Below are 13,041 nucleotides of genomic sequence, written 5' to 3'. Positions count from 1 at the left end.
GTAACCAAGCCTTTCGTTTTATGAAGTCCGACAAACTGCGTCAATTCTTCGTCCTGTTCAGTATCATCACGCTCATTGTGATGAACTATCTTTCCAATACAGGTGCTTTTGGCGGGCAGACGAACAAGGTAGTTTCTGCCAGATACCATACGCTGATCACGCCGGCGGGTTATGCTTTTTCGATCTGGGGAATCATTTTTCTGGGTCTGCTGGCCTTTGCTGTCTACCAGAGCCTCCGTTCTCAACGGGAAAACCCTCGGTTTCGGGCTATTGGCTGGTGGGTAGTTATCAATGCATTCGGCAATGCTGCCTGGAGCCCGCTTTTCAATAATGAGCGTATCGGCGTTGCCTTACTGGTTATTTTGGTGATGCTGTTCTCGCTGGTGATTATCGAGCAACAACTGCTTGTTCGGCGGGGGGTACGAGGAGCGACAACACCCCTGATTGATACTGATCCGGAGGCTACCCTGCCTGAATCACCAGCCTCTTCGGCGGAAACCTGGCTGGCCCGGATTCCTTTTTCAATCTACTTCGGCTGGCTTACGGTGGCTACAATTCTGAACGTAACGGTATACCTGAAATCGACAGATTTCAGTCTGCTGGGCCTGAGCGAACAGGCATGGGCTATGGCCATGCTAATTGTTGGGCTGGTTGTAGGAGCAATCGTCTTTAACCGGTACCGGAGTGTAGCCTACATCTTGGTATTTACCTGGGCGTATGTGGCCATTGCGGCCGAACAGACGGGCTACAGTCAAGTCCAGTTGATTGCCGGAGCTGGAGCCATTGCCGCGGTCGGGTTGGCCATCTCGGGGCTCATTTCGAAAAAGACACCCGCTTATAGTTGACGATGTACTAAACCAATTTTGGCAGGCATGACGTGATGAGAAACGACTACACAGGTTTGAACAATGTCAATATGAAAGGGTGGTATCTAAGGAAAATAACTCATTTTTCCTCAGATACCACCCTTTTTACAAGAAGCTACTTTAATCTTCCAGTACCGTGATGCTATTAATTTTGTCACCCTGCTGAATCTGGTCGATCACCTCCAGCCCGTCAACTACTTTACCAAAAACGGTATGGTTGCGGTCGAGGTGGGCGGTATTCTGGCGATTGTGGCAGATGAAAAACTGAGATCCGCCGGTATTCCGTCCCCGGTGAGCCATGGAGAGAACCCCCCGATCGTGGTACTGATTATCACCGGTTAGTTCACAATCAATTGAATAGCCCGGTCCGCCTGCGCCGGTACCCGTTGGGTCGCCCCCTTGAATCATGAAATTAGGAATGACACGGTGAAATTTAATTCCATCGTAGAAGCCTTTCTTGGCCAGCGTAATAAAGTTATCAACCGCTTTAGGAGCATCCTTCTCGAAGAATTCGATGAGCATTGTGCCCTTGTCGGTATTCATTTGTGCCTTTGGCATGACTGAAATCAATTTTGTTTGATGCAAAATTACGACGTTTTCCGCTTCGACCTCACAATTATGTGCTGATGGTATGAATGTAGGCTGTGCTTTCTATCGCCTGTATGGTTACGAACTCACAGAGTCAAATTTCTATATTGGTATATCAAAAATGACCGCATAATTAATTATGTTCATTTGTTGTTTACTTAAAGCCGAAGTTTTATAAATTTTCTATAGATTGCCTGAATCAAGAAGGAGCCAAGTCAAGACTGCTCACAGCGTTTATATAGTGATAAGTATATAAAATTAGTAGAATAATATCGTAAGGCATTCATCAAACTACGCTGGCCGCTGGCCTGTCAGGGACATTAATCATGAATCAGCGCAACGGAAGTATAGATGTGTTTCGGTTTCTTGGAGCCTGCCTAGTGGTTCTGTGTCACAGTATCTATGCTGAATATCCACCAACACTGAGTTTACTGAATGTATTCGGACGATGGGTCGTTCCGTTTTTTTTCATGGTTGGGGGCTATTATTTTCAGAAGAGTTACGCTGCCCGGCCCAGCCAGGCTTTTGCTAAAACGGCAACGAATTTATTGGTTGTCACCTCTTTTGTTAACTTATTTTATCTGCTGTTTACCGCACTTACCGAAGGAACGATCGAGCCGTTAATCTCCTATTTTACGCTGTTGACGGGCGTTTACTTTCATCTTTGGTTTCTGACCTCTATGGTACTGGGCTATCTGGTACTTTGGTTTCTGCTGCGGTACAAGTTAGATAATTTACTCCCTGCCCTGGTGGTTGTTAGCCTGCTGGTTATTCTGATCTTCATACCTTACAATTACCTGCTGGGTCTGAACCCTCACCCAATCTATGCCCGCTCTTTATTGTCCGTTCCTTTTTTGTGCATTGGCTTTCTACTATCCAAGCATGCATGGGATCGGAGTACGTCCAGCCTGGTTGCGTATACACTGATTGTTGTTGGTATCGGGCTTCAGTTCGCTGAAGTGTCGCTGCTGTCGAATTTCATGGCTGACGCAGCCAGGGTCAATTTTCTGGTAGGCACCTTGCCTCTCTCGGTTGGTATACTGCTGTTATCGTTACGTTTATCGATCTCCGCAGATCATTGGCTTAGCTATTACGGCAGACGCTATTCCCTGCCACTTTACTTGTATCACCCCGTTGTTAACCTTGGTCTTCACCGAATTTTTGAAAAAAACATGGTGACGGGCGGATTCGTCTATCTGGTGAGCCCTCTGGTCGGACTGGGTATCTGCATACTACTACTGATTATCCTCGATAAATTTGCTCCGTCGGTCTTTCGGGCTTTGTGTGGTGATTTTAGCCGCCCCAAACATAAGGCCGACGAAAAGCCGGCTAGCTTATCGTCGCATCGGTAGGTTAAGGAAGTAACGCTTCGGACTAAGCCCCAACCAGCGCCAGCTGCATCACTAAAATCTTTTTGGATAGAGGACACAAACTCCGTCTGCTGCCGGAGACAAATTGCCGTGTTCGCTATTGCTGCCCCGCATTTTTGTAGCGACAAGAAATTTATTCTTTGAATAAGTCAATTATCGGGCGTCAGTTTCTGAAAAAATACAACTAAATTGCCTGACATTAAGCCGAAAGCGCGGGAGAAAAAGTCCTCATGTCTTGCTTTTGTGCAATACTGCCTAGCGCTATATTTCTTATTAAGTAGTATTACTTGGGTAAGTAGTCAGTTACCAATTGTTGTTTGATGAGCCTGATTTATCACATTGTTCCTGCCGCTGACTGGGCAAAGCAGGAAAGCCAGTCCAACTACAGAGCCAACAGTTTGCAGACCGAAGGGTTTATCCACCTATCAACAAAAGAGCAGGTGGCCGGAACGTTGAGCCGTTATTACCAGAACATACCTGATCTGTTGCTTCTGCACGTTGATACCGATAAGCTGGTCAGTGATTTGCGCTACGAACTGGCTACCAATCACGATTCGTTTCCCCATTTGTACGGACCTCTCAACAAAGAAGCCATTGTGCAGATAGATGTTCTGGATAGCCAGCCTTAACTAAGGATCAACCAGTGAGAGGACAAAAAGTAAGATTCCGTAAGGCCGTGGCCGGTAAACTAATAGCTTAGCAATGATCAACCGTATTCGTATTAGTTTCATCTTAAGTTTGTTCGCCGTTCAGGTTAATGCGCAAACAACACCCCTGAACGCGCCCGGTGGGTCTGTGACCGTTCAACCCGGTGCTGGTCCTGCCAACGCGCCGGGCACAGTGCAGCCGCAGGGCGACAGCCCGGTGGGTAATGCGCTACCGGGAGCCACCCTTTCGGCAACCGATATAACGCCAGCCTTAACTGTTAGTGGATTTCGGCGGTTTGGCGATCCAATGCTGGAATCCCTTATTCAACTGGGACTTGATAATAGCCCTAACATACGGGCTGCCCTGAGCCGATTGGAAGAGTCCAGAATTCGGCTGCGCATAGCGCAATCCTTTTTATCGCCTTCCCTGCGCAGTTCGGCGCTGATTACCACCCAGAGCTTATCGGAACGCCGGCCGCTCTCCATTCCCAATCAGCTGGACTTATTGCCGCGTTTCCAGCTAAACACCTTCCAGTTCCTGCCCATCGATGCCAGTTATGAACTGGATTTATTCAAACGAATTCGGGGCGGCATATCGGTCGCCAATTTGCAGGCGCAGGCCAGTGATGCTGACTACCTGTCGTTCCGGCTGGCGCTGGCATCTGATATTGCCCGGACGTACATGCTCATTCGGGGAAACGATGCTGAGCAGGCCGTTTTTCGCCGGAATATTCAATCGCGGGATACAACCGTGTCCATTTTGCGCGAACGATTCCGGGTTGGGCTGATTAATCAGATCGACGTGCAACGGGCGGAAACCGACTATGCCGGTTTGCAGGTTACGCTCAAAGGTCTGGAGCGGTCCCGTGTCGAACTGGTGAACGGGCTGGCCCAACTCTGCGGCCAGGACCCTACAGCGTTTTCAATCCCATCGGGTACGTTACCACTTGTCGTACCAACCTATCCCTATGCCAGTGTTACCGCCGATCAACTCCAGCGACGACCTGATTTGGTACAGTACATTCGTCAGAACCAGGTGGCTGCGGCTCAAGTGATTCTTCAGCAGGCCAGCACCCAGCCCCGGGTTACGCTGATTGGATCGGGTGGCGTTTTATCGGGCAAAATTGGTCCGTGGTTTACGCCCAGTGCGGCTACTTACATCGTGGGCGTTAATGCGTCTGTGCCGATTTATGAAGGTCACCGGGCACGCCAGAACATAGCACTGGCCCGGCAGCAGACGCAAACAAATCAGCAAATTTATCTACAGGCCCTGCAATTGGCTCAGCGGGATGCGGAAACAGCCCTGGACAATTTAACGATGTTACGTCAGCAGCTTGATTTACAGGCCCGAACGCTGGCTTTGGCGCGTCGGACAGAGCAATACAACCGCGAATTATACATTCGGGGATTGGCTACGTATCTGGAAGTACTCGATGCACAGCGAACTATTCTGACCACGGAACAGCAACTGGTACAGCTTCAAAGTCAGGAAGTTCAGTATGCGGTAGCCCTTCTTCGAACAATTGGGGGCGATTATTAGGTTTTATAGGATATAACCGATTTGTTTCGTTTTGTTGTATATCGTAAGGAAAACTAATAAACTTTTGATATACTTTTATTTATATGACGAAACTAGCACTTCGTAAATCAACTTTATAGTGGCATTTTTGTCATAAACTAGTTTAGCATTCATGAATCACACGTACGTAATAATCATGGCGGGGGGTGTCGGAACGCGTTTCTGGCCGTTCAGCCGCACGAGTTACCCTAAGCAATTCCACGATGTACTCGGTACCGGTCGCACGTTGTTGCAGCAAACGGCCGATCGTTTTGACGGTGTCTGCCCTCCCGAAAACATTTATATCGTTACAAGCTCGCTCTACAAAGACCTCTGCCAGCAACAACTGCCACAGCTTTCCGACGACCAGGTATTGTGCGAACCCATTGCGCGGAATACGGCCCCCTGCATTGCCTACGCCTGCTACAAAATTGCCCAGCAAGACCCGGAAGCAAACATCGTTGTTGCTCCCGCCGACCATATCATTTTAAAGGAAGAAGAATTCCAGCGGACAATCCAGTCTGCTCTTGATGCGACAAAAGATCAGGATATTCTGGTAACGCTCGGTATTCAGCCAAGCCGCCCTGATACGGGATACGGATACATCCAGTACATCGCGGATTCGGAGAAGACCGTAAAGAAGGTAAAGACATTTACGGAAAAGCCACACCTGGAACTGGCGCAGCAATTTGTGGAAAGTGGCGAATTTGTCTGGAATGCCGGTATCTTCGTCTGGAACGTAAAATCCATCATCAAAGCCTTCGAAAATCACCTGCCAGAAATCGCCGAGATTTTTGCGGAGGGGAACGAGGCCTATTACACGGAACGCGAAAAAGCTTTTGTAGCCAAGGCCTACTCGCTTACTGGAAGCATTTCCATCGACAATGGTGTGATGGAAAAAGCCAATAACGTGTACGTTGTCTTAAGTGATTTTGGCTGGTCGGATCTGGGTACCTGGAAGTCACTGTATGAAGTATCCGACAAGAACGATGACCTCAACGTTATTGATGGGCACATTATGTTGTACGATACAAAAAACTGCATCATCAAAACACCGAAAGACCGCCTGGTGGTCGTCAACGGCCTGGATGGTTATATCGTTGCTGAATACGATAACGTCCTGATGATCTGCCGGAAAGAAGAAGAACAGAAAGTAAAGAACTTTGTCTCCGATGCCAAAGAAAGAGGCATGGAGTTTGTTTAGATCTTCCTGATCGGCCTACGCTTGCAGCTCCGGCTACTTAATCCGACAATCGGGTTAAGTAGCCGGAATTTTTGATAAAAGACGGGTTGGTCAGACCAGCGAAGCAATGGCGAAAGCCCGCTGTTCGTTAGCTTTACGAACCGATACGTACCCTGTGAAAAAAATAGTCTACCTTAGTTTAAGCCTGTTGCTGGCGAGCCTTCTTATTGACTGTAAGGATACGGCAACCAATTTTTCCCCCGGTCCGGGCGACTCCCGCGTTACGGGCACCTGGCAGCTGGTAGAACGGTATTATCTCAAAGACTCCACCAAGTCGGTTCTAACTAAAGTGGTCGTTACCCGGGATACTAGTATTTTAGTGGGTAATCCGCCTGTTAAGAAAGATACCGTGATAAACGGGATCGACACTGTTTTTGTCCGCCGTGACACGTCGTTCTACACAACGAAACGCTATGCCACCACACCGGCGCAAACCCTTACGTTCGGTACCGACGGGCAGTTGACGCCCAACGGCAGTGAAATGACGTACTACACGTCAACAAAGTATTATCGGGTTGACACCACCTATCCCGACAGCCTCTTCATTAATTTCTTCATCAACACCAACCGGGCTACCGTACCCGTCAGGCAAAGGCTGGTCGTTCAGCAGGACGTGCTTATGTTACTGACGAACTGCAACCAGACGTTGCCCTGCTACTCGAAATTCGTTCGGGTTAAATAGAGAAAGCTGCTAATTTGACCGCATTTTTGGGTTTCTGATCATCATACGTCTCCTTTATCTTTATGGGTTGTGCGCACGCGAGAGTTAGCTTTTGGGTTTTGAGTTTAGTCTGCTTGCTGGCTGGTTGGTTCAATGCCTCCGCTCAAACCAAACGTACAATTCCTCAATTAAAGGACCAGATAATGCGTGAGTTGAGTAAGCAGCCGGGCGTGTTTGCGGTCGCGTTCAAAGATTTAGGGACAGGTAAAGAGTTGCTGATTCGGGAGCGGGAGGTGTTTCATGCGGCCAGTACCATGAAAACGCCGGTTATGATTGAGGTCTACAAACAGGCAGCCGCGCACCGACTCGCACTGTCGGACTCCATAACGATCAAGACCGAGTTCAGGAGTATTGTCGATGGCAGTACGTACAGCCTGCACGCCACAGAAGACAGCGACACGAACATATACAAAGAAGTCGGGACAAAGCGTCCGCTGGCAGCCCTGATGTATGACATGATCATCGTGAGCAGTAATCTGGCGACCAATCTGGTAATTGAGCGGGTAGGAGCCCCAAACGTAACGCAAACCATGCGCGAACTGGGAGCTAACGACATTCAGGTTCGACGAGGAGTGGAGGATAGCAAAGCGTTTGCCCAGGGTCTTAATAATACGGTGACAGCTTATGATCTGATGGTGCTTTTTGAGAAGATGGCTACCGGGAGAGCCGTAAATCCGCAGGCATCCAAAGCCATGATCTCTACCTTGCTTGATCAGAAATTCAACGATGCCATTCCGGGGAAACTACCCGGCAATGTGAAAGTGGCCCATAAAACGGGGTCGATTGCTGGCGTCCGGCACGATTCCGGTATCGTCTTCCTGCCCGATGGCCGAACGTATGTTCTGGTGCTTCTGTCAAAAGACATCAAAGACGACAAGGCGACAACAGCCGCTATGGCAACGGTGTCAGAAATGATCTATACATACGTCCGGAAAGGCCAGCGTTAATGAACCTTGGCCAGCGCTCGCACCGGAAATGTGCCAACCCCTTTGAACTTGGGTGGGGTGGCACTAAAGGTAAAGCCCGTGGGTGGCAGCAGCGCCAGATTACACAGGTGCTCAACGATCAGTATTTCGGCTCCCAGTAAGGTGGTGTGCACCGGGCGACTTTTCCCGGTTGTATCGTCGATGTTGTGCGAATCAATACCAACCAGTTTAGCGCCACAGTCTCGTAGGTACAGGGCAGCATCGGCGGTCAGAAACGGGTGATGTTCGTAATAAGCTTCTGTATTCCAGAAATCAGCCCAGCCGGTATGAATCAGGACGGCCCGATTCCGAATCTCATGCTGCTGTAAATGCTGCGCCGTGATAGCCAGCGTGCTGGTATACGGTACATGAATAAGGGTTCCTTCCAGGTCCGTGAAAGCGTCGAGGCCAACTTCCGACAAATCCTTCCCGTGTTCATACCGATGAAAAGGGCAATCCAGGTAAGTGCCCGTGTTGGTTACCATCTCAATCTTGCCAATCTGGAACTCGGTCCCCGCTTCATAAAACTGGCGGGAGTTTTCCCGACTCAGGTAATCGCAGACAATGGGAGCCGGTAATCCTTTATACGTAACGAGACCCTCCTCAATCGTGTGGCTCAAGTCGATCAGTTTGCTGCCCTGACCAGTTGCCGTCAACGGCTTTCGTCTATGCGCTTCGGTAATGATCTCTTTGTTGAAAACACGGGTTTGGCCCACCATCAGCAGACGTAAATCCGTAATGACGTAGTCGATCAATGCCTGATCCGAAATATCGTCGCCCTCAATATCCAGCCTGAAATCCTGGCCGGTCAGGCTGCCGCCATTCGTAAAGTGAAATTCAAAATCGAACCGAACCCGCTTTTGCATCTTTATCCTGGTCAGTTTCCAGCCTAAATGTGGGAGTAAATGGGGAGAATAACGGCCAGACTCCAGTCTGGCCGTGCCAAGTAACCTAATTTTTAGGTGTATTCCAACCCTGCGCCCGGATTGGTGTCTGCTGCCCGGCCTTGGTAGCCAGCACAATCTGCGATGGATTATCGGTCAGGTAGCCAATGGCGGTAATGCGGGCATTGGTAGATAGTTTCTCGAATTCTTGTGGTCGAACGGTGAACAGGAGTTCATAGTCTTCTCCGCCGTTGAGGGCTGCCGTGATGGGGCTTATTTTGAATTCATCAGCGGCCAAGTGCGTCTGATCGTCGATGGGAATGTTTTCGTCAAAAATAACGGCGCCCGTGCCGGACTGGTGGCAAATATGAAGCAGCTCAGAAGCCAGTCCGTCCGAAATGTCGATCATGGCCGTTGGGCGTATGCCGAGGTCGCGCAGCTCATGAACCATGTCGGTGCGGGCGTCGGGGCGGAGTTGGCGCTGAACCAGGTAAGCCCGTTCTTCGGAAAGATTAGGCTGCATATTGGGGTCGGCCAGATAAACCTGCTTCTCGCGTTCCAGCAGTTGCAGACCAAGGTAAGCTGCCCCCAGATCGCCGGTAACACAAACCACATCGTTGGCTTTCGCGGTATTGCGGTAGGTGATGGCCTCTTTCGCCACTTTACCGACCACGGATACCGAAATGATCAGACCCGAACGCGATGCGGTTGTGTCGCCCCCAACCAGGTCAACGTTATACGCTTCGCAAGCGGCCCGAATGCCGTCGTACAGTTCATCGATGGCCTCTACCGGAAACCGACTGCTCAGGGCAATGCTGACGGTTAGCTGAATGGGTAGTCCGTTCATGGCCGCAATGTCCGATACGCCATACGTTACCGCTTTGTAACCGAGGTGTTTGAGGGGAACGTACGTCAGATCGAAATGAATACCTTCAACCAGCATATCGGTAGAGAGTAGTCCATAGTCATCACCCCAGTCGAACACCGCGGCATCATCGCCAATACCCCGTACTGTTTCTGTATGTGCTGGCACCGTTGTTGCCTGCCGAATCCGCTCGATCAGGCCAATTTCGCCGATTTTAGTAAGGTCAGTCATGATCTGCCAAAGTAATTGATAAGCAAGCGCGCCAATCTATTAACCACAAAAGCTAAAAAGCCGCTCCGATTGACATACGGAACGGCTTTCAGGATAAATTGGTTTGCGGAATCCTTACGGATTCGTCAACGTGTAATCGTTTAGCGTACCGCCGGTTTTCAGGGATGTCTTTGTGCGCGACAAACTCAGATTGTTATCGTCAATTGAGTTAATCGTGAACTCAATGGTCGTACTATTATCGGAAGTGGTTGGGGCGGGATTTAAATCAGTCAGTACGAGTTGGGTATCTGTTGGAAGAGAATATTTGCCGACAAAGGTGTTACCGTCGAACTCCGTATATCTGACAATAGGGGCCTGGCTCAGATCCAGCTTAAACGGGGCGTAGTTACGAACATTAGAGGCTCCTCCCCGGGTGTAAACCGTTATTTTCCCTTCGTCTACTTTACTGGCAGTCCAGATTTTGGCAATGCGTTCAGAAACAGGGGCTGGCTTGTTGCCGCTACAACCGGCAAGGGTACCCAGTAAAGTGGCGATTGAAAGGAATGCGATGTAATGAGTCTTTCTCATGGTTAAACAAATGCAGTAGGAACAGAAGTGGCTAAGTTACGCTAATTTTGTGGTCACTAACAAAAGCGGCATCTAATAATTATCAGGGGGTTGCTTATGGTATACGATGCTCACAGATAATACATTACTTCCGGTATTTACCCGCTCACAATTGGCGTTGCGCAATGGTCAGGATCGTGACGAAATCTGGTGTGCGTACGAAGGCGTTATTTACGACTTGACAGCATCCCGGCTTTGGCGACAGGGTAAGCACTATGAACATTGGGCCGGGCAGGACCTCACCGATGAGCTTCTGGATGCCCCCCATACCAACAAGGTGTTTGCCCGGTTTACCGCCGTTGGAAAATTAATCTGAACGCACTCTACTAAGCTAGTTCTATCCATTATCCCGTTTAAGGGGTAAACAGGTTAGCCGAATCACAACCCATACAACAGGCCATGTTTTTACTTGCTGATAGTGGATCGACCAAAACCGACTGGCGGCTCGTCGATCCCGATACGGATTACTCCCTTGCTATTCAAACGGATGGTTTCAATCCATATTATCAGGATGCCCCGCAAATCGCGACTACGCTGCAAACGCAACTGCTACCGCACATGAAGCAGGCTGTTGTGACAACGGTGTTTTACTACGGAACGGGCTGTACGGGTCCATCGGTTAATTACATCATCGCCGAGGCATTGCAGGCGGTGCTGCCGGGCCTGCAACTGGTTGAGGTCAACAGCGACATGCTCGGGGCTGCCAGAGCGGCAATGGGGCAACAGTCGGGTATTGTTTGTATCCTTGGAACCGGGGCCAATGCCTGCTGTTACGATGGAACCAGCATTGTTCGCGGAATCCAGTCGCTGGGCTTCTGGCTTGGCGACGAAGGCAGCGGAGGATATCTGGGCAAGACACTGGTTCGGGATTTTTTTCAGGAACGGCTTCCGGCAGAGCTTCGTGAGGCATTCCAGGACCAATATGCGCTTGACCGGGCTACGCTGCTGGAAAATGCGTACCAGAAGCCGTTTCCTAATCGCTATTTTGCTTCCTTCACGCCTTTCCTGTCCACTCATGCAGCGCACCCGTACGTGACTGAACTGGTAACCGACGCGTTTGCCCTGTTTTTGACGACCTACGTCCGGCGCTTTCCGGAAGCGGATCAATGGCCGGTTCATTTCGTGGGGTCGATTGCCTATTATTTTTCTGATTTGCTGCAACAGGCAGTGAAACAAACCGGCTTAACAATGGGTCACATTATTAAAGCTCCTGCTGATGAGTTAGTTGATTTTCACAAAAATGGGTAAGTTCCTCCTGTTCACTTGTACCTTTGCGGAACAGCATGTAATAAAAAAGCGGGTCTAACAAAAGCGAAGTCGCCAGAGTATATAGCGCACTTCTGCTTCCTCCGTTCGCCCGGTAGTGACAGACAACCTGAATAGTAATGGCAAATCGGTATTTTTTGAAAGTAAAAGACGTTGACCGCGAAACAGGCGACGCAGTGACAATAAGTTTCTGGCATCCTATCAGTGAGGAAGTACGATACCTGCCAGGGCAATTTCTGACATTTCTGCTCAATATAAACGGTCAAAAAGTTCGTCGGTCCTATTCCATGGCCTCGTCGCCCCACGTCGACGTTTCGTTGTCGGTATCCGTGAAGCGCGTGCCGGGCGGACTGGCGTCCAACTACCTCTTCGACCACACAAAGCCGGGCGATATACTTGAAGCGCTGGAGCCAATGGGCACGTTTGTTCCAAAGCTCGATCCGCAAAGCCGCCGGACCATTGTGCTGATTGGCGCGGGCAGTGGTATTACCCCTCTGTTCTCGATGGCTAAGTCTGCCCTGCACGTGGAGCCCAACAGTCGTGTCTGGCTTATTTACGGTAACCGGAACCAGGAGTCGATTATTTACAAAGCACATCTGGACGCGATGGAGCAGGCCTACGGCAAGTCGCGTTTTCAGGTGACCCATGTACTGAGTCAGCCATCGTCTACCTGGACGGGCGTTGAAGGACGGTTGAATCAGCATACGCTTACCCGTTTATTCGATCAGCTTCCCGGCGCAGAGTTGCAGAATGCAAGCTTTTATCTCTGTGGTCCCGATGGCATGATGGCCGAGGCCCGTTCGGCATTGTCGCTGGTGGGCGTTTCGACCGAGCGTGTTCATAAAGAAAGTTACGCGACGGCACCCGTTGCAGCTGGCGAAGTCGTGGAGGAGCCCATGACAGCTGCCGATAGCGGTTCGCCCGAAGTTACGGTGCTGTATGAGGGGAGTGAATACAAGTTCGCTGTAGCGCCCCATCAGACCATTCTGGAAGCGGCACTGGATCTGGACATCGATTTGCCCTACTCGTGTCAGGCGGGTATGTGTACCGCCTGTCTGGGCAAATGCATTTCCGGGAAAGTCAAGCTGGACGAAGAAGATGGCCTATCGGAATCAGAACTGAAGGCCGGATACGTCCTTACCTGCGTGGCGCACCCGGTTGGCCGCGATGTGGTGATTGAGATTGAATAGGGTTAGTCGGATTTTGCTGTTTTATGTTAATGTAGAATCAG

14 protein-coding genes are annotated in these 13,041 nt (G+C 49.9%); 10 read left to right on the top strand and 4 right to left on the bottom strand.

Translation table 11 applies throughout. The features are described from left to right. The first annotated feature begins 20 nt into the window (after nucleotides 1-20). Nucleotides 21-845, top strand: a complete 825-nt coding sequence (locus tag ACYU87_RS14730) for a tryptophan-rich sensory protein (RefSeq protein ID WP_461134824.1) — start codon at nucleotides 21-23, stop codon at nucleotides 843-845. 141 nt (nucleotides 846-986) lie between these two features. On the opposite strand, the gene ACYU87_RS14725 is transcribed toward ACYU87_RS14730, so the two are convergent. After that, complete coding sequence (locus tag ACYU87_RS14725) at nucleotides 987-1,424, bottom strand: peptidylprolyl isomerase (RefSeq protein ID WP_461134823.1); 438 nt, start codon at nucleotides 1,422-1,424, stop codon at nucleotides 987-989. 356 nt (nucleotides 1,425-1,780) lie between these two features. Between ACYU87_RS14725 and ACYU87_RS14720 the strand changes: the two genes are divergently transcribed. The 6 genes from ACYU87_RS14720 to ACYU87_RS14695 all read left to right on the top strand — a co-directional run bounded on the left by ACYU87_RS14720 (nucleotide 1,781) and on the right by ACYU87_RS14695 (nucleotide 7,940). Then, entirely contained in the window at nucleotides 1,781-2,806 is a 1,026-nt protein-coding gene (locus ACYU87_RS14720; RefSeq protein ID WP_461134822.1) for an acyltransferase family protein, read from the top strand. 338 nt (nucleotides 2,807-3,144) lie between these two features. Continuing rightward, nucleotides 3,145-3,453 (top strand): DUF952 domain-containing protein, encoded by a 309-nt coding sequence (locus tag ACYU87_RS14715; protein WP_461134821.1) that lies wholly within the window; start codon nucleotides 3,145-3,147, stop codon nucleotides 3,451-3,453. A 73-nt stretch (nucleotides 3,454-3,526) separates the two neighbouring features. Then, nucleotides 3,527-5,011 (top strand): efflux transporter outer membrane subunit, encoded by a 1,485-nt coding sequence (locus ACYU87_RS14710; protein WP_461134820.1) that lies wholly within the window; start codon nucleotides 3,527-3,529, stop codon nucleotides 5,009-5,011. Between the two features lie 151 nt (nucleotides 5,012-5,162). Next, on the top strand, nucleotides 5,163-6,233 hold the full coding sequence (locus ACYU87_RS14705) for a mannose-1-phosphate guanylyltransferase (RefSeq protein WP_461134819.1): 1,071 nt from the start codon (nucleotides 5,163-5,165) through the stop codon (nucleotides 6,231-6,233). A gap of 154 nt (nucleotides 6,234-6,387) precedes the next feature. Further along, nucleotides 6,388-6,954, top strand: coding sequence for a hypothetical protein (locus tag ACYU87_RS14700; RefSeq protein ID WP_461134818.1), 567 nt, complete (start codon nucleotides 6,388-6,390; stop codon nucleotides 6,952-6,954). A gap of 182 nt (nucleotides 6,955-7,136) precedes the next feature. Next, a complete protein-coding gene (locus ACYU87_RS14695) occupies nucleotides 7,137-7,940 on the top strand; it encodes a serine hydrolase (protein ID WP_461134817.1) in 804 nt (267 codons plus the stop codon). On the opposite strand, the gene ACYU87_RS14690 is transcribed toward ACYU87_RS14695, so the two are convergent. From ACYU87_RS14690 to ACYU87_RS14680, 3 genes are all read right to left on the bottom strand, one after another. After that, on the bottom strand, nucleotides 7,937-8,824 hold the full coding sequence (locus ACYU87_RS14690) for a cyclase family protein (protein ID WP_461134816.1): 888 nt from the start codon (nucleotides 8,822-8,824) through the stop codon (nucleotides 7,937-7,939). The two genes, ACYU87_RS14695 and ACYU87_RS14690, sit on opposite strands and share 4 nt — an antisense overlap. A gap of 85 nt (nucleotides 8,825-8,909) precedes the next feature. Further along, complete coding sequence (thiL, locus tag ACYU87_RS14685) at nucleotides 8,910-9,938, bottom strand: thiamine-phosphate kinase (protein WP_461134815.1); 1,029 nt, start codon at nucleotides 9,936-9,938, stop codon at nucleotides 8,910-8,912. 114 nt (nucleotides 9,939-10,052) lie between these two features. Further along, nucleotides 10,053-10,505 (bottom strand): hypothetical protein, encoded by a 453-nt coding sequence (locus ACYU87_RS14680; RefSeq protein ID WP_461134814.1) that lies wholly within the window; start codon nucleotides 10,503-10,505, stop codon nucleotides 10,053-10,055. Between the two features lie 106 nt (nucleotides 10,506-10,611). Here ACYU87_RS14680 and ACYU87_RS14675 point away from each other — a divergent pair, with 106 nt between their 5' ends. The 3 genes from ACYU87_RS14675 to ACYU87_RS14665 all read left to right on the top strand — a co-directional run bounded on the left by ACYU87_RS14675 (nucleotide 10,612) and on the right by ACYU87_RS14665 (nucleotide 13,000). Beyond that, nucleotides 10,612-10,860 carry a cytochrome b5 domain-containing protein gene (locus tag ACYU87_RS14675; RefSeq protein WP_461134813.1) on the top strand — a complete coding sequence of 83 codons (249 nt, stop codon included), beginning with the start codon at nucleotides 10,612-10,614 and terminating at the stop codon, nucleotides 10,858-10,860. A gap of 83 nt (nucleotides 10,861-10,943) precedes the next feature. Next, nucleotides 10,944-11,792: an N-acetylglucosamine kinase gene (locus tag ACYU87_RS14670; RefSeq protein ID WP_461134812.1), complete on the top strand. Its 849-nt coding sequence runs from the start codon at nucleotides 10,944-10,946 to the stop codon at nucleotides 11,790-11,792. A 137-nt stretch (nucleotides 11,793-11,929) separates the two neighbouring features. Continuing rightward, entirely contained in the window at nucleotides 11,930-13,000 is a 1,071-nt protein-coding gene (locus ACYU87_RS14665; RefSeq protein WP_461134811.1) for a 2Fe-2S iron-sulfur cluster-binding protein, read from the top strand. The last annotated feature ends 41 nt before the right edge of the window (nucleotides 13,001-13,041 follow it).

Source organism: Spirosoma lituiforme, assembly GCF_054776635.1.
The sequence above is the reverse complement of the archived record's forward strand: the minus strand, read 5'-3'. Positions and strand labels throughout refer to the sequence as shown.